Source organism: Spirosoma arcticum, assembly GCF_054779955.1.
In genome coordinates this window covers 251,416-268,240 of the sequence record NZ_BAAGXG010000003.1, presented here as the reverse complement: position 1 = coordinate 268,240, position 16,825 = coordinate 251,416, and the positions used below count along the sequence as shown (strand labels likewise).

General features: G+C 53.9%; 14 protein-coding genes. 3 read left to right on the top strand and 11 right to left on the bottom strand.

The window, feature by feature from the left end; all coding sequences use genetic code 11:
• The first annotated feature begins 137 nt into the window (after positions 1-137).
• Positions 138-311 carry a hypothetical protein gene (locus ACYVHB_RS08395; protein ID WP_461051254.1) on the top strand — a complete coding sequence of 58 codons (174 nt, stop codon included), beginning with the start codon at positions 138-140 and terminating at the stop codon, positions 309-311.
• Positions 312-400: 89 nt separating this feature from the next.
• Here the strand turns inward: ACYVHB_RS08395 and ACYVHB_RS08390 are convergent, their stop codons facing one another.
• The 6 genes from ACYVHB_RS08390 to ACYVHB_RS08365 form a co-directional block, all read right to left on the bottom strand.
• Positions 401-1,363, bottom strand: a complete 963-nt coding sequence (locus ACYVHB_RS08390) for an AAA family ATPase (RefSeq protein ID WP_461051253.1) — start codon at positions 1,361-1,363, stop codon at positions 401-403.
• Positions 1,364-1,475: 112 nt separating this feature from the next.
• Entirely contained in the window at positions 1,476-2,852 is a 1,377-nt protein-coding gene (locus ACYVHB_RS08385; protein ID WP_461051252.1) for a peptidylprolyl isomerase, read from the bottom strand.
• A gap of 143 nt (positions 2,853-2,995) precedes the next feature.
• On the bottom strand, positions 2,996-5,371 hold the full coding sequence (locus ACYVHB_RS08380; RefSeq protein WP_461051251.1) for a peptidylprolyl isomerase: 2,376 nt from the start codon (positions 5,369-5,371) through the stop codon (positions 2,996-2,998).
• A gap of 110 nt (positions 5,372-5,481) precedes the next feature.
• The gene (locus ACYVHB_RS08375; protein ID WP_461051250.1) at positions 5,482-5,817 is read right to left on the bottom strand and encodes a n-acetylglutamate synthase; all 336 of its coding nucleotides are present in this window, start codon (positions 5,815-5,817) and stop codon (positions 5,482-5,484) included.
• Between the two features lie 85 nt (positions 5,818-5,902).
• The gene (locus ACYVHB_RS08370; protein WP_461051249.1) at positions 5,903-6,979 is read right to left on the bottom strand and encodes an agmatine deiminase family protein; all 1,077 of its coding nucleotides are present in this window, start codon (positions 6,977-6,979) and stop codon (positions 5,903-5,905) included.
• Between the two features lie 37 nt (positions 6,980-7,016).
• Positions 7,017-7,700 (bottom strand): HAD family hydrolase, encoded by a 684-nt coding sequence (locus tag ACYVHB_RS08365; protein WP_461051248.1) that lies wholly within the window; start codon positions 7,698-7,700, stop codon positions 7,017-7,019.
• Positions 7,701-7,832: 132 nt separating this feature from the next.
• On the opposite strand from ACYVHB_RS08365, the gene ACYVHB_RS08360 reads away from it, so the two are divergent.
• Positions 7,833-8,360, top strand: coding sequence for a GAF domain-containing protein (locus tag ACYVHB_RS08360; protein WP_461051247.1), 528 nt, complete (start codon positions 7,833-7,835; stop codon positions 8,358-8,360).
• Here ACYVHB_RS08360 and ACYVHB_RS08355 read toward each other — a convergent pair.
• From ACYVHB_RS08355 to mnmA, 3 genes are all read right to left on the bottom strand, one after another.
• On the bottom strand, positions 8,342-8,599 hold the full coding sequence (locus tag ACYVHB_RS08355; RefSeq protein WP_461051246.1) for a hypothetical protein: 258 nt from the start codon (positions 8,597-8,599) through the stop codon (positions 8,342-8,344). The two genes, ACYVHB_RS08360 and ACYVHB_RS08355, sit on opposite strands and share 19 nt — an antisense overlap.
• Positions 8,600-8,642: 43 nt before the next feature.
• Positions 8,643-9,338: a 3-keto-disaccharide hydrolase gene (locus tag ACYVHB_RS08350; RefSeq protein ID WP_461051245.1), complete on the bottom strand. Its 696-nt coding sequence runs from the start codon at positions 9,336-9,338 to the stop codon at positions 8,643-8,645.
• 93 nt (positions 9,339-9,431) lie between these two features.
• A complete protein-coding gene (gene mnmA, locus ACYVHB_RS08345; protein WP_461051244.1) occupies positions 9,432-10,646 on the bottom strand; it encodes a tRNA 2-thiouridine(34) synthase MnmA in 1,215 nt (404 codons plus the stop codon).
• 159 nt (positions 10,647-10,805) lie between these two features.
• Here mnmA and ACYVHB_RS08340 point away from each other — a divergent pair, with 159 nt between their 5' ends.
• A complete protein-coding gene (locus ACYVHB_RS08340) occupies positions 10,806-11,282 on the top strand; it encodes a Uma2 family endonuclease (RefSeq protein WP_461051243.1) in 477 nt (158 codons plus the stop codon).
• Positions 11,283-11,301: 19 nt separating this feature from the next.
• Here the strand turns inward: ACYVHB_RS08340 and ACYVHB_RS08335 are convergent, their stop codons facing one another.
• Together ACYVHB_RS08335 and ACYVHB_RS08330 are read right to left on the bottom strand one after the other, a co-directional pair.
• The gene (locus tag ACYVHB_RS08335) at positions 11,302-13,974 is read right to left on the bottom strand and encodes a DUF5916 domain-containing protein (protein WP_461051242.1); all 2,673 of its coding nucleotides are present in this window, start codon (positions 13,972-13,974) and stop codon (positions 11,302-11,304) included.
• Positions 13,975-14,118: 144 nt separating this feature from the next.
• Positions 14,119-16,821, bottom strand: a complete 2,703-nt coding sequence (locus tag ACYVHB_RS08330) for a permease prefix domain 2-containing transporter (RefSeq protein WP_461051241.1) — start codon at positions 16,819-16,821, stop codon at positions 14,119-14,121.
• Positions 16,822-16,825: the final 4 nt, after the last annotated feature.

Genomic DNA, 16,825 nt, shown 5'->3' with positions numbered 1-16,825 from the left:
CTCCCTAATTAATTCCAACGGCGGTGTCGCAGTGGCCGGGCCGCCCGTGCGGCAAGATTTGGCAAGGTAACCCCTGATGACTGTAAACCCGGCGGCTCATTTGTGGTTGCATAAATAAACAAAACCAGCAACGCAGTATGGAATCCAACGAAGGGCGTCAGACCCAAACTCAGGAAGAAGCCGAAGGAAAGGCCGTATTGGTGAACATCGAGACCGAAAACGTCGATGCATCGGGTGTCGATGATGATTCGACCGGCATGGGTAACGACGATTACCTCGGCCGGACGAATAAGGAAAGAAAAGAGTCGTAAGTCAGTAAGTCGAAAAAGTCATAAGTGCTGATGTGAGTATTGTTATTGCGTCAGCACTTATGACTCTTTCGACTTACGACTTTTATAATTTACATCATCCGCTTTATCAACTGCTCGACGGAAATGCCTTCTGCTTCGGCTTTAAAGTTGCGCACCAAGCGGTGACGCAGAATGGGCATAGCCACGGCCCGCACGTCTTCAATGTCGGGTGAATATTTACCCGTGAGCAGGGCATTGCATTTAGCGGCCAGAATCAGCGCCTGCGATGCCCGTGGGCCAGCGCCCCATTCCAAATATTGGTTGGCATCGGCGGCCCCCATCTCCGTGTTGGGGCGCGTTTTGTGAACGAGTTTAACGGCGTATTCAACCACGTTGTCGACCACCGGCACCCGGCGTACCAACTGCTGAAACTCCCGGATTTCTTCGCCCGTCACCACCCGCTGCACGTCGTATTTCTTATCGGACGTCGTGCTTTTGACAATTTCCAGCTCCGACTGATAGGAAGGGTAGTCCAGAAAAATGTTGAACATGAACCGGTCCAACTGCGCTTCCGGCAGCGGATACGTTCCTTCCTGCTCAATGGGATTCTGCGTCGCCAGCACGAAAAACGGCCGACCTAACCCGTACTTATGACCGGCAATGGTGACCGAATATTCCTGCATTGCTTCGAGCAGAGCCGCCTGCGTCTTGGGGGGCGTCCGGTTGATCTCGTCGGCCAGAATGATATTGGCGAAGACGGGTCCCTTGATGAATTTGAAATTGCGCTCCTGATCGAGCGTTTCAGAGCCGAGAATGTCGGACGGCATCAGGTCGGGCGTAAACTGAATCCGGTTAAAATCGAGATCCAGCGCCCCGGCAATCGTTTGAATCAGTAGCGTTTTGGCTAATCCCGGCACGCCCACCAGCAGGCAGTGACCCTGACAGAAGATGGCGGTCAGCAGCAGCCGAACCGTATCGTCCTGACCAATAACGACTTTTGAAATTTCGGTTTTGAGTTTCTGATAGGAACTGGTAAGGGCTTCCGCAGCCGCAACATCTGATGTGTAAGGCATGATTTAACGTAAAATGAATAATGTAGAGTTAACAATGAATAATGGATAATGTAGAATGAATAATGACCGGCAGATCAGTGTCCATTCTACATTATCCATTACTCATTAGTCATTAATTTCCGCTGCCCAAGGTGGCCGCGCTGTTTTGCGTGGTGCCAAAAATACGACAATCCTGGAATTCGGGGTCAACGGTGATATACACGTCGGCAACGGACTTACGGAACCACTCATCAATGGCGCGGTTCTTTTTGTTGGTCAGCACAATGTTCTGCAATTTCTCGAAGTCCACTTTGAAGTCGGCGGTGTGGGGCGGCACTTTGCTTTTGAAATACAATAACCGTACCGCACTTTTGCCATCTTCAGTACGGAAAGGAAGCGGAGCCGAAATGCTGCCCACTTTCATGGTGTCGAGCATTTGGAACATGGCGTACTCCATCGAACCGTCCATCGCCAGGCGGCTGCTGCCCGATTGCGGCTCGCGGAGCAGGCCACCCGCATCGGCGGTGGTTTTGTCGTCTGAGAAGTCGTGAGCAGCTTTTTCAAACTTCAGCGAGTCGATCTGAATCAAATTTCTGAGACTGTCCAGATACTGCGTTGGCCCGGTTACGTCCAAGCGGTTGTAGTCGGGCCGGAGCAGAATGTGGCGGGCGTGGTATTCGGCCCCGCGCGTTTCGAGGAGTTGAATCAGGTGCAGGCCAAAATCCGATTCCACGACGTCGGAGATTTCATTAGGCTTGAGCTTCAGGGCCGCGCCCTCAAACGGAGCTACCATGGCCCCGCGTTTGGCAAAACCGAGGTCGCCCCCGCTGGGTGCTGAGCCAACATCTTCGGAGTTTTCTTTGGCTAATTTGGCAAAATCCTCGCCCTTCAGTACGCGCTCTTTATAGTCTAACAGGCGTTGGCGCAGCGCTTCTTTCTGCTCCTTGGTCGGTTTAGAAAAGCGTACAATCTGACCTACTTCCACTTCGGCAGGCATGTAGGGCAGGCTGTCTTTCGGAATAGCGTCGAAAAACTTACGAACCTCACGGGGAGTCACCTTCACGTCGGTCGTAATTTTCTGCTGCATTTTCTGCACAATCTTCTGGTCTTTCACCTGCTGGCGCAGTTCACTTTTGAGCATTTCTAAGCTCTTGCCGTAAGCTTCAACAATGTTCTTGTCGGAGCCGAATTGCTGCACCATGTAGGCCATGCGCTGGTCGAGTTCGCTGTCCACGATTTTCTCCTCCACCACAACCGAGTCGATTTCGGCTTTGGCGAGCATCATCTTGTTGATAACGAGGCTTTCCAGCAACTGGCATTTGGGCGGGGCCGTCTGGTTCTGGCCAGCGTATGACTGAACGGTTTCTTCCAGATCCGACCGGAGCACGTAGTAGTTGTCAACTTTTGCAATGATTTTGTTGAGACTCACGCCCTGACCCTGCCCAAAAACGGGGGCGGTCAGGCACCAGCCAACCAACCCGATAAGTGCACTGCTGATTACTTTTTTCATGTGTTAAAGATACGAAGGGAACGTCGTACGCGCTGATTTTTAACCATTTTTAAGGGAAATCAGTCAGTGAGTTGGTCAGTCAATGTGTCGGTCAGTCAGCTACTCACCAACTGACCGGCTCATCGACTGACCAACTCTCTTTCTCATTTAACCAATTTTCTTATCTCTTCTTCATTGACTTTAACGGGATACTTCTGGCGAAGCTGAGCCAGCCACTGCTTTTCCAGCACGGCCTGGTAATCGTTAATAACGGCCCCACGCGCTTCGGCAAACGTTTTGGGACGGGCTGGTTCAATGCGGCTGATGGACACCGACACGGCCTTCCCCGCCGGATGCAATACCGTGGTGCCGGGTTTCCAGGAGCCGGCAGCATCGAGGTAAGGGTTCATGCCGTTCGCAAACAAACCTTCCGTAACTGTTATGGCCGGGTCGCCCGCCGATGAGTTGCCGGACTCTTTTTGAAATTGAGCACTCAAAATTTTAGCTGCGTCGGCTTTCGCATTTGAGAAATACTGAAACGTTACCGTGCGCTGAACGGCGGGGTCTTTGGAAACAGGTCCCGGTCGTGCGCCCTGATAATCTTTCTCGGCGATTCGGCTGAGCGATACGCCGTTTTGTTGCAAATAACGAACTACGGAGCGGATGCGTCCGGCCGAAACCGAGTCGCCCTCAGCCGGGGCGTGTGAGCTACTCACCTCAACCAGGTAATCGGGGTTGCGCAGCAGGACCGACAGCACCTCGAACAGGCTTTCGCGCTGACTGGGTGCGAAGGCCGTTTGGTTCTGGTCATACGTAAGCGTAGCGCCCGCCCGCCGGAGCTGATACGGTGGGTTGCCCCTGAGCATATCGGTGGCTTGTTTGAGCAGGGCATCGTTTGGTGCTACAACGATGGTGGCCACCGCCCGTTCGGGAAAGCGGTACTTGTCCTTGTTCTGCTCAAAATACCGCTGCTGACCGGTTGAATCCACCATCGACCGCTCCCAGACGTTCTCCTCCATCAATTGAGAAAGCAGCACTCCATCACGAATTTCATTGAGCAAGGCCCGGAATTCAGAAGATTTTTTATCTAAGTTTTTCTCTTCAGTCTCAATCAACCGGTCCCCCACGAAGCGGTCGAAGAGTCGGCGCATGGCAACGGATGGCGAGCCAGCAGTGGATGCTACTGAACCGGGCGTTGTGGCGGTCATGGCTGGATTCCGGGGCGGTTGCTGCCGCTGCCGAACGTAGTCGAAAAACTCATTGACGGTGTATGATTGATTGGCAATAGTCAGGATAGGCTTGTCCTGCAAACTGGTTTCGAGCGGCTCGCGTTGCCGCCACCGTCCGAGCAGCAACGTGCTGTCGGCTTTCTGAAGGGCGTTTTCGAGGGTTGGCTTCACCTCCTGAACCGGGTATTCCTTCATCAGCCGCTGCACGGTCGACTGCCGCAGCACGTCGGCGCGGGTGTCGGTTGTGACGCGCTGACGTAGGGCCGGGGCTAAGTCAGCAAACGAGCCAATACCCCGCCGGTCGATGAGCCTAAGGATATGCCAGCCGTAGTTGGTGCGCACGGGTTTGGACAGATCGCCGGGTTTGACCAGCGCAAAGGCGGCTTCTTCAAACGAAGGCACCTGCCGACCCGTTTCAAAGCCGGGGAGTACGCCACCGTTGGCTCGAGACGTGGCATCGTCGGATACGTCCCGGCAGACCGTCTCGAACGATTCTCCTTTTTGCAGTCGGGCGTAGGCTGCGTCAATGCGCTGCTGCGCTGCCTGTTGCCCACTTTCATCGGCTCCCGGACTTATACGTACCAGAATGTGAGCCACGCGCACGGTTCCCCGGCCCGGTCGCCGGTCGTTGACGCGGACGAGGTGGTAGCCAAACCGCGTCCGAACGGGCAGCGACACCGTTCCAACGGGCGTGGTGTAGGCTGCTGTTTCGAGGGGATAAACGACCGAGAACGCCGTGAAATAACCTAAGTTACCGCCGGTTGAAGCGGTGGTTGCGTCCCCTGAATTTGCCTGGGCTAAGGTGGCAAAATCCTCACCATCCAGCGCCCGTTTGCGGAGTGCGAGGGCGGTTTGGTAAGCGGTTAGCGTATCGGTCGGGGCCGCATCTTCGACCACTGGCACCAGAATATGCGACACGTTGACCTCCTGCTGCATCCGCTGATAGGCTTCAGCCGCCAACGATTCGACCAGCACTTTATCGGTCAGGTACGACTGCGCGAGTTGCTTGCGGTAGGTATTCATCTCTTCCCGGAAGGCTTCCGTTGTGTCGCGCTTTTCGTCCTCGGCGGCCACAACCTTCAGCTTCAGGTTAGTGTACAGATCGAAATACTGATTGATATCGGTGCGTTGGGCCGAGTCCGACGACAACTGATTTTTGGTGAACGACTGGAAAAAATCATCGGTGGTAAACGCCTTGTTTCCCAGCGAGAGAATGACGGGTGGCGGGGGCGTTTGCTGAACCACTGGCGCGGTTGTTTTGCAGGCGATGAGGAGGTAGGCCAGCAAGAAACCGCCGGTGAGTTGGCGCATAGCGTCTGAATTAACTGCTTTTAGGTTAACTGACAACAGATTCGGTGGTGAAAACATTCGTGAATTAACAACGATTCGTTTGGGCGCTTATTGGCGACGCGCCCGTTCAACTAACCTACTTCTTCAACTACAGATTCCCCCGATGAACCATCTCCGCTGGTCCATTGCCAGCGTTCGAGGAGCCGAAGCCGACCGTCAGGCAGGTGTTCGGGTGTGGAGTGGCAACGGCCGGTCATCAACTCACCCTGCGTATTGACGTGCTGATAGCGCATGTCCAAACTGTTGTCGTCCTGCACGGTGGCAATCAAAAAACCTTTCGTGATGGCTCCACCCGCATAATCAGCCCAGACAATCTGGCCCTTTTGGTGGTAGTAAAATGTGGTTTCGCTGCTCACCTCGCCGTTGCTGGTGTTGGTAACCGAGCGGAAGGTTTTGTTATCGTACATAATTACATTTATCAGTGAACAGGTATCAGCCAGCAGGTATCAGTCAACAGCCAGTAATAATTGTTGGCTGTTGACTGATACCTGTTTATTGTTCACTGGAAGGTTCCTGCTGGCTTAAACAATGGAAACTTCCCAGTCCCCACACAATATCGGTCGAGTCGATGCCGACGATTTTACGGTTGGGGAAGCATTGACCGATAATGTCCAGAGCGGTTTGGTCTTTATTGCAACGGAAGGTTGGCACGATAACGGCCCCGTTGGTGATAAGGAAGTTCGCGTAAGACGCCGGTAACCGCAGCCCATCGATGACAACGGGATCAGGCATAGGTAACTCGACAATAGTGAACTGCTTGCCGTTTGGCAGGCGCATCACACGCAGTTCGCGGTGAATGTCCTGCAAAAACGTATAGTTGTCGTCGTTATGATTGGCTTCGTAGGCGGCAATAACAGTGTCTTCGTTCACAAACCGAACCGTATCGTCGATGTGGCCGTCGGTGTCGTCACCCACGATACCTTCCTCCACCCACAGCACCTGCTGAACGCCGTAATAATCACACAAAAACCGCTCAATATCGGCCTGCGTAAGGTGACTGTTGCGGTTCTGATTGAGCAGACACGCCCGGCTGGTGAGCACCGTTCCGGCTCCGTTAAACTCCACCGAACCGCCTTCCATAATGATGCCCGGCGTTACATAATCTAAGTGCCGGTATTGCGCAATCTGGACTGGAATCAGGTCGTCGCGGTCGTAGGGCGGGTATTTATTGCCCCAGGCGTTGTAGCCCCAGTTGACGATCAGCCGCTCTTTTCTTGCCGGATTAATCAGAAACGCCGGGCCGTGGTCGCGGCACCACGAATCGTTAGTGGGGTGGGGCAGGAGCGTGATGCGCGGTTCCCCGCCGGGACTCATATCGGCTCCGGCCAGCAGCAGCCGCAATTTGGCCGCCTGCATCACCGTTTCGTTATGGGCGTTGATGCAAACGGGTTCGCTTTCGGCAATGGTTTTAATGAACTCGATGTAAGCCGGAAACATCAGTTCCTGCCGGTCGCGGGTCCACGACGCTTCGGTGTGCGGCCAGCTCAGCCAGGTAGCCATATGCGGGTGCCACTCGGCGGGGAAGAAAAAGCCGTGTTCAGCGGGAATAAACGATTCAGGTAGTGTCATGCGTAAGAACAAACTTGTTGCAAAAGTAAGGTTTTACTCAGTCAACCAGTGCCCGTACCGCATTAACCGTTAGCCCCGTGAAGTCATCGACAACCAGCGCAGCACCGGAGTCTTTCAGTTCGTCATGCGTGTGCGTCGTGGCGAGGGCAACAACCTTCATGCCCGCCCGCAACCCTGCTTCGATGCCCGCAAAGGCATCCTCGAAAACGATACAACGGGATGGGTCGATGCCCACGCGTTGGGCGGCTGTGAGGTAGATTTCGGGGTTGGGTTTGCCGTGCCGGATCATGCTGGCATCCACGATGGCGTCGAAATAGGGCCGCAGTGGCAAACCGTCGAGTGTGAAAAGGACATTGCTCACCGGGGCCGATGTGCCCACGGCTAACCGGACGTTTTCGGCCTTCAGGTCATCCAGAAATGGCAATAATCCCGGTGCAGGCTGGAGATGCGGGCCGTACAATTCCCGGTAAATACTTTCTTTCTGTTCCGTAAATTCAACTAACTCGTCGGCCGATACCGTGCGCCCGAACATATAGGCCATCGCATCGGCAGAGACGCGCCCGTTGATGTTTTCGAGGTACTGATCTTTCGTAATGGGCCGGTCGTGACGCTGTGAAAATTGCAGCCAGGCGTTGATGTGGAAGTTGGTGTTGTCGACAATAACGCCGTCCATATCGAACAGAGCGGCCCACGAATGGATATCAAAGAGAGAATCGGGCATGAGCAGGGGAGGTTGTATGCGAGCGCAAAGAAACGGGTTTGCTGCGAACCCCAAACGTTGGGCCGATGCATTTAGCACCGTAATTTCTAAAAACCCGGGGGATGATAGACCAGTTAAATGGACATGACAATCATGGAATCACTCCCCGCAGCCATCGACGCGCTGCTACTAAAGGGCCACTCGCCCGCTGAAACGCTCAGCGACATTGTGCAGACGGTGGGTCTCGCACTCAATGCCGACCGGTGTTTTCTATACGTCCGTCAGCCCGATCAAGCGCGGGGCCGAACCGCTTTCTGCTGGCGAAAAAATGACCAGGTTCCGGACAAGAACACCATCCAACCCGACTGGCAACCTGACACCACCGACCTGCCTGCCGAAGATCCGCTTATCCGCGCCGGGCTGACCATGAAACCATCCGTGTATGTAGACGACGTGGAAACCGCCACGCCCGACGTGCTGAACCGCAGCTTCGAGCGGGAAACCTTCGGACACCGTGCCCTGATTCACGCCCACATTCAACAGGACGGACAACTGTGGGGTATTCTGCAACCATGCGTTTTTGACAAGCCCCGCCACTGGACCGGTGACGAAAAAGCACAGATCGAAGCGATCCTCCCGCGCTTGCAACCGGTGATTGCGGCTTACGTGGGGTCGGTTTGAGAAGCCGTTTCGGGGTTGGGCGTGGACAAAACGTCGCCCGCTAAAATGGCCGCTTCATGAAGAAGCTCTGTGGCAACCAGTTCATCCGTAACGGTTTCAATGCGTTCATCGAATGCGTCCAGATCAGTGGCTGACGGCGCTTTCATGCCCAGCAAAAACCGCCCAACGTAGAGCAGGTTGAGCGAAAAACGTAGTTCGGGCAGGGCGCGGCTGTGGCGGGTTTGGGATTCGGGTTGCATACAGACACAACAACCGCCGGGCGTATGTAGTGCCGATTCGGCACTACAACACCTTAATCTTCATATTTCGGAAGTAAATCGGTGCTCCGGCATGTTTGCCCTGCAAACCGATGAAGCCACGCAGCGGCAGGTCGGCAGCGGGTTTGTTGAGCCACTCGGGTACGGGCGAACCGTCGGGGTTGGTTTTAGCCGACGTGAATTTGGCTAAGTCGATACTGTTGACCAACTGATTGTTGAGCACAATGTAGATCATTTTGCCCTGGCAGGTTACGGTGTAGCGGTTCCACTCGCCAGGTTTTTTGACCACGCTTTTTGTGGGGGCCTGATGGCCGAATAATGCCCCGCACTGCCAGTTGGTGGGCGACTCGGCCCATTGTTTGGCGTAGTCGTCGGCAATCTGAATTTCGACGGAGTTAGGAATCCAGTTAGTCGTGTCGGAGCAGTGAACAACCACGCCACTGTTGGTGCCGTCGGCCGTCATAAACAATAAATCCAGCACAAAATCATCGTAGGGTACGGCCGTCCAGATGGTGTTGTCGGCGCTGGCCGTCAGGACGCCCTCTGATGTGGTCCAGACGCCTTTGGGAAATCCTGCGTCGGACAGGTCAGACTCGAAAAGCGGCTTCCAGCCTGCCGTATTGGTGTTGGGGTGGCCTTTGGGTGGTGTCGGTGATGATTGAGCATACAGGCAGGTGGTTGAATGCAGCGCAAGACAGGTGAGCAACAGGAATAGTTTCATCGACTGGGATTAGTTTAGCCAACAAAGTAAACAGCCGGTGCGATTTTCTCATCACGACCGGCTCTTTATTTAGAATCAATGGATTACTTTGGATCATCCAGCAAGCTGAGCAGCCAATGAAGACGCAACCGACTGGCGGTCTACATCAGCGCACTCGCTTTGCCATGCATCCCCCTGCCGAGCGTCGGACCGTCGAAAACTCTTCATAATCCAGCCGCCCCCAATCACGTCGTCGCCTTCGTAGAACACGGCGGCCTGCCCTGGCGCAATGGCCGACACGCCTTCGTGAAATAGCACTTCGATGCGGTCGTCGCCCGTGCGCGGGTCGGTTGTTTGAGAAATCGTGGCCGGGGTGCCTGCGTCTTTGTAACGCACTTTGGTAACGGTCTCCATCGGTCCGGTGATGACGGGGTATTTTTGCAGGTTCAGTTTGCTCACGATCATGCCATCGCGGAACAAATCTTTGTCCACACCCAGCACCACCTCGTTCGTGTCTTTGCGAATCTCGGTCACGAACATCGGTTGCCCAAACGCCATGCCCAATCCCTTCCGCTGACCGATGGTGTAGAACGGATAGCCTTCGTGTTTGCCGAGAATTTTGCTGGTGCCTTCCATAATAAAATTACCACCCGCGACGTCGGCTTCCAAACCCGGTACGCGCCGTTTCAAGAAACCCCGGTAGTCGTTGTCGGGCACGAAACAGATCTCGTAGGATTCCGACTTAGTCACGAGTTCCATGAACCCGCGTTCGGTGGCCATGTCCCGAATTTCAGATTTGCGGAGGTGTCCCAGCGGCAGCACCGTCCGGCTCAAACTGGCCTGCGACACGCCCCACAACACGTAGGATTGATCTTTCAGCGTATCGACGCCTTTCGAAAGCACATACCGGCCATTCTCGTCACGAATGTGTGCGTAGTGACCCGTGGCGATGGAGGCACAGTCAAGCCGGTCGGCCCGGCGGAGCAGCGCGTCCCATTTGATGTGGGTGTTGCACATCACGCACGGATTGGGAGTGCGACCTTCGAGGTATTCTCCCGTGAAATGGTCGATGACGGCGTCGCCGAACTCTTCGCGGATGTCTAAGATGTAATGCGGAAAGCCGAGACTAACGGCAATGTTGCGGGCGTCGTTGATGCTATCGAGACTACAGCAGCCGGTTTCCTTTTTAGTCCCGCCCGAGGAGGCATAATCCCACGTTTTCATGGTCATGCCAATGACTTCGTAGCCTTGTTCGTGCAGCATGACGGCTGCCAGCGACGAGTCGATGCCGCCACTCATGGCGACCAAAATACGTCCGTGTTTGCTCATTGTGTGATCTGCGAGGGTTCAAAGCCCTCCGATTTATAAAGTGTTCGGTACGATTACCGACTTCATAGCGAACAATCAACAGGCCGGGTTTGGTTTCCGGGTAAAGCCAGCGGCTTTTGGCTATCTTTAGACATTCATTCTGGAAAAATTCAATGAACGATGGAAGAGACAACGTACGATTTAATCGGAGAATTTCATTCCGAGGACATTATGTCTGTCAATCATTCACGTACCATTCAGCGCATTTGCACACATTTTGAATTGTTCGACAGCGATTTTGATACGTTTCCAGAGTTGGAGTTGAAACTGAACGGAAAGCCGGTCAAGCCTGATATTTCGGTTTTTCCAAACCTTCCCGAAGATTGGAATACTGACATCATCTACTTTACGGAAGCGCCAATTATTGCGGTTGAAGTGTTATCGCCCAAGCAGGCTCTGAGCGAAATCACGGATAAAATCAGTACGGTATATTTTCCGGCTGGTGTTCAATCTGTCTGGATTATCGTGCCGCTGTTGCAAACGGTAGTTATTCGCACGTTAGATGGAGGAAAGCTAACGTTTACGGAGGGAATTATTAAAGACCCTGTTGTTGGTATTGAGATTCCGTTCAACAAAATTTTTCGCATTCTGACATAATAGTCCCTCGAACTAACTCCTACTTCAAAAACCGGTAGGTTAGCTTCACCAAAAAGATATTGCGCGACTGCTGGGCAAACACGTTGTCGAACAGGCTGCCGTTCAGCGGTGAATCGAGGTCGGTGGCTACATCAGGCGTGTTGCCCTGCGACCAGACCAAGTACACTTCAGACCCCGGCTTGTATTCCCAACGAGCGACCAGATTAGACCGGAACTGTACGAAATTGAAATCAGGTTTGCCAAAAGTATAATCAGTCAACCCGTCCTGGTTTTCATCAACCGCGTAGCCGTCGCTGTTTAAACGGATTTCTCCCGCCCTGAACCGACGAAACCGCTTGTCATACACCTTGTTGAGCGGGTCGGTCACGTAAGCAAAGTTTTTGTAAAGCGGGCGCGTGATAAACGGCTGACCGTAGTACTGAAGCGTGAGGTCGGGGGTGATGTTGTAGTTCAGGCGCAGGGTGTAGCGCATCGTTTTCTGGCTTACCTCGCTCACAATCGTGCGGGTCTGACCCTTGTACGACACGTTGTCTACGAACTGATCCTGTTTCCGCCAGTTGTTGCTGTAACCCGCACTTAACTGGATGTTGAGCGCATCGAGGGGCTGCAACCGAAGCCCCACGCTGTAATTACTGTTTCGCACGGTTTGCTCAAACCCCCACACCGTAGACACATTCAGGTCGGCTACCATTTTTTTGCGCGAATCACTCTGAACGTACGCCCACTGCGCAATGGCCCCCGGCCGGCGCAGCGACGACCCGCCCCGCAGGGCATTGTTCGATACCTCATACGGATTCCAGGTCACGCCACCGCCCACCTGCCAGTTGTTTTTGAAGTTGGCGTGCGCGTTGGTGTTGAAAGCCTGATAGAGAAACTGCCCACCAAAATCCCACCGCGACCAGTGGTTGTAGTTGACGCGGGCCGAGCGAAAAACAGAAAACGATTTGGGGTACTGTAGCCCGGCCCAGGTGAAATGGTTGATCTCGTTGGCCGTGAGCATAAAGCCAATGTCATTCAGTTCCAGTTCGGGCGAACGGAACGTAGCGCCGGTTTCAAACTTGAACACCTGCCCTAACTTGCCCGACTTACCACCCGATTTCCCAAACCGGATGGTGCCGCCCGTACCCGTAAGCGACGTGCGGTTTTCGTTCACGACCACTTCCGGGGCATTGGTGCGCTGGAAAAGATGCTCAAACGCCCGCTGCGTGTTCGCGATAACTTCTTTGGAGCCTTCCACGCGGCTAAAAACGACGTTTCCCCGAATGTACCAGGTACGGTTTTTCCAGTAATGCAAAAAATCCAGCCCACCCGAATAGGCGCCGGTATGGAGTTGATTGTTGAGATTGTTTTCCCGGTTGACAGCCGTAAAAATGCCGCCCAGCACCGTGTTGCCCGCGTTGATGTCTTTTTGTAAGCGACTGACAAAATAACTTGTGAGCGGTTCCACTACTTCGCTGCGTCGGTCGCCGTCGCGGTCGATCTGCGCCATGCCCCGTTGGGTGATGCTTTCGAGAACGCCGATGCTCCAGCCTTTTTTTGTTTTGCCGCTGAATTTTGCCGCGCCCAGAATGGCAGTATTCTGGGGAATATTCGCGTATTCGTTGTTGGCTAATGAGGGATTGCCGTGGGGCGAGCTGCCAATCCGGCGCGAGTAGAACAAGAGGTCTGAATCATAATCGTCGCCCGCTTCGGAGCCGGTGAGCTGATAATCGAAAATGTTGCGGCTCTCGATGAAAAATGGGCGACGTTCTTCGAAGAAATTCTGAAAACCATCGATCCTGACCTGTGAGGGATCGGCTTCGACCTGTCCGAAATCGGGGTTGACCGTGAAGTCGAGAATCAGGTCACTCGTTACCGCTACTTTGCCATCCAGCCCAACGGTGACTTTTGAATCGGCACCGGTGGCGAAGGGGTTGCCTTCTACTTTGCGGTACGTTTCGGTGCGGGCCACGACGTACGGCGCGATTTCAACTTGTTTCTGGGCGGGCACGTTCGTCAGGCCGTGCAACTCCCCAAATCCACTCACCCACACGCCCGAATTTTGCGGAATATACTGCCAGATGGAGCGTTCGGCTTTGCGAAACAGCCGCCGGGTTACCTGAATGCCCCAGACTTTTTCGGCCTCGTTGCCGTAGCGCAACTGGCTCAGCGGAATTTTCACTTCGGCGGTCCAGCCCAGCGTGTCGAGGTGCGTTTTGCCGTACCAGATCGGGTTCCAGCTCGTGTCCCAGTTGTTACCGTTTTGCGAGACAAACTCATCGCCCCGCACCCCCGAAACCGACAGTGAGAACGAAAAAGCGGTGCGTTTATCGTGGTAACTATCAATATTGATTTCGACCCAGTCGCCCGGAAACTCATCCCGCCGACTCATCCGTTTGACGACCGAATCGGGAGCGGCATCGGCACAACGAAAGCCAACGTACAGGAACTTATCGTCGTAGAGTATTTTGAAACTCGTTGGCTGCGACGGGCCTTTGCCCTCGTTGGGTTGGTACTGCGTGAAATCGCCACCCCAGGCCACGGCGTCCCAGGCTGCTTCGTCAGGGACACCATCCAATTTAATGGGCGAGCTGACCATTTTTTTGGTATGGTATTGTTTCTTCTCGATGGGGACGTTGCTCGCTGGCGTACTTTGAGCCGACAAATAGTACGTCAATAAAGAAAGGAGTGTGGTACAAATGACTCGATACATGAAGGTCAGGTGGTCAGAAAATGGCTCATGCCAATGACACAGCCGTTAATCGGAACGTTGCTTTTGAGGAGCATTATTTCCGGGAGCAAGATATTGATAAACAGGCAGCAATGGCTGTTAAGAATTGTTAAGCGTTGCGCGCGGCTACTCGCTCCGTAAACTCTCCACCGGGTTCATCAGCGCGGCTCGCAACGAGTGGTAGCTGACGGCGGTCAAGGCCGTCAGAAAACCCAGTAGGCCGGTCAGCATTACCAATTCCCAACCGATAGAAATGTGGTAAGCGAAATTGGCCAGCCAGCGGTTCATCAGCCAAACCGACAGGGGAACTGCCAGCCCAAAAGCAATCGCTACCAACGTCAGCGTTCGGCGGTTCAGTAGCGTCCACAGTTGCTGAGTTGTGGCTCCCATCACTTTGCGAATGCCTACTTCTTTGAGTCGGTTTAGCGCGTGAATACCCGACAGGCCAAACAAACCCAGCGCGGCAATGAGTAAGGCAATAGCCGTGGCGAGTTGGGTAAGCGTAGTCCAGCGCTGATAATCGCGGTATTGATTTTCCAGATCCTGATCCAGAAAGGAGTACTCGAACGGTTGCCCATCGGCCAACGGTGGCCAGTCGCGGGCAATACGGGCTACTTTGGCAGCTACGTTGCCGGGGGTGAGTTTAAGGTAAAACGTGCCGTAGTACTTCGACGCTAATTTGTAGGTAGCCGGTGCAATAGCCTTCGTGAGGTCTTCGATGTTATGATCGTTCACCACACCCACCACGGTTCGGCCGTTGAGCACATCCAGGGGTTTGTTAAAAATCAAATCTCGACCCAGCAGTTTCGCCAGCGTTTTATTGATAACTACCGCTCGAACGCTGCTGGCCGTATCGGATGAGATAACCGGGGAAAACGATCGGCCCTGAGCAATCGACATGCCCAGTAAACTGAAAAAATTATAATCGACATACTGTTCCAGCACCCAGTATTGCTGACCGTTGATCATCGTGCCATTCCGGTTAAAACCGCCCTCCCCGTAACCGCCCGCGCTACCCGCAACGCTCAGTATGTCGGCATTTTGATTTTTATAGCGTAGCATCCGGTCGTAAAGCACCGGCCCAACGCCTTCATCGAATATCCGCAGATTCTTCACCTTCAAAACCAACTCTTTGTTCAATCCTAAATCCCGATTGCGGACGTAAGCCAACTGTTGGTACATGGTCAGCGCAGCCATCACCAGCACCAGCGAGATTGTAAACTGCGTAGTCATCATTCCCTGAATCAGCGTTGGGTTGATGCGGTATGTGCGATTTTGACCCAAAAATAGGGTGGGACGGAACCGGGCAAACAGGTAAGCGGGATATACACCGACGAGGGTACTGATCCCTAATCCGATGGCCAGCAACCCCGCCAGATTGGGTAGGCGCAACAAATCCAGTACCTGAAACTGCCGGTCGGTCAGGTTGTTAAAGGTTGGCAACAGGATCACGGCTATCAGGATGCCTAGCAGCGAGGCAAGGCTGACGACCAGCACCGTTTCGATCCACAACTGACCCGCTAACTGACCCGGCACCGCCCCGACCACTTTCCGAACGCCCACCTCCTGCAATCGCCCGCCCAGCTTCGCCAGCGAAATGGTGATGTAGTTCAGCCCGGCCACCAGCAAAATTAACAGGCTGATAAAAATTAGTAGGTAGACATTGGTCGGTGAGACGGCCCGTTCCCAGCGATCACTGAACGAAAAATGGGTGTCGGTCAGCGGACGGATCGTCAGCAGAAAATCGTCCGGTTTAATCTGAGGACTGTTTGGTAGCGAAGCATTGCGCCGGTCGTCGAGGGGCTGTTTAAATAAAAGTGGCCCAAGACTCTTCAATTTAGCCCGTACCCGGTCGAGGCTAACACTCGGCAGTAGTCTTGCCAAGGTGTACACGTTACTGTTATTGTATCGCTGAGTGAGGTTACTCTGATAATTCGACTGGCTTTCCACCCGTAGAATCAATTCGGATGGAAACGATGTATTATCGTCCGGGTTTTGCATCACTCCCGAAACTGTATAGAGTTGACTCTCGTACTGAATGGGTTGACCAATAGGATTTCTCGGGCCGAATAGTTTTTGGCGAAGGGTCTCAGAGATAACGGCATTTGTCAGGCCCGCGAGTACTCGGTCGGGCTGGCCAATGATGAGCGGTCGACCAAAAAAGCGGAAGTAGTTCGTATCGGCAAACACGATGGCTTCTTCGTGCACTGTGATGGAGTCATGTCGCACTAAACCATCGCTCAGTCCCGTGACGCGTAGAACGTCCTGCAATTCGGGGAGTTGCGACCTGATCTCCTGACTGAACACCACCGGAAAGATAAAACTCCGGTGTATTTCGGTGGGTAAAAAGGGTAGATTAAGCGGGGAGCGGGCCGGTATTTTATCGAAGTCGAACAAGTCGGTGGACTCGAAGCGGTAAAGGCGGTCGGCGTCTGGATACGCCCGGTCGAATGACCACTCGTGATGAACAAACGTGAACGTGAGCAGCCCAAACGCCAGGGCAACGGCTAAGCCCGTCAGGTAGATAGCCGTGTAAACCGGATTTCTCCGAAGGCTGCGCAGAGTGGTGATCAAGTAATTGCGTAGCATATCAGGGTTTAGCAAAAAAGGTGTAGAATACTCACTCGGTTGGCGCTTAACAGCAAACGGTCGCATAAATCGCAGCATGTTGAGCCAGTAGCGCCAGTTGGCAGTTTGGACACCTACTACTCGTACATCCCGGCTGTAGCGCTCGTATAGATCGCCCTGCACTTCTTCCAGCCGGTGCGGAGCGCAGAACCAGGTCAGCAGGCGGTCGGCCCAGTGGGGCGGGGTAGGAGATGTATTCATACGC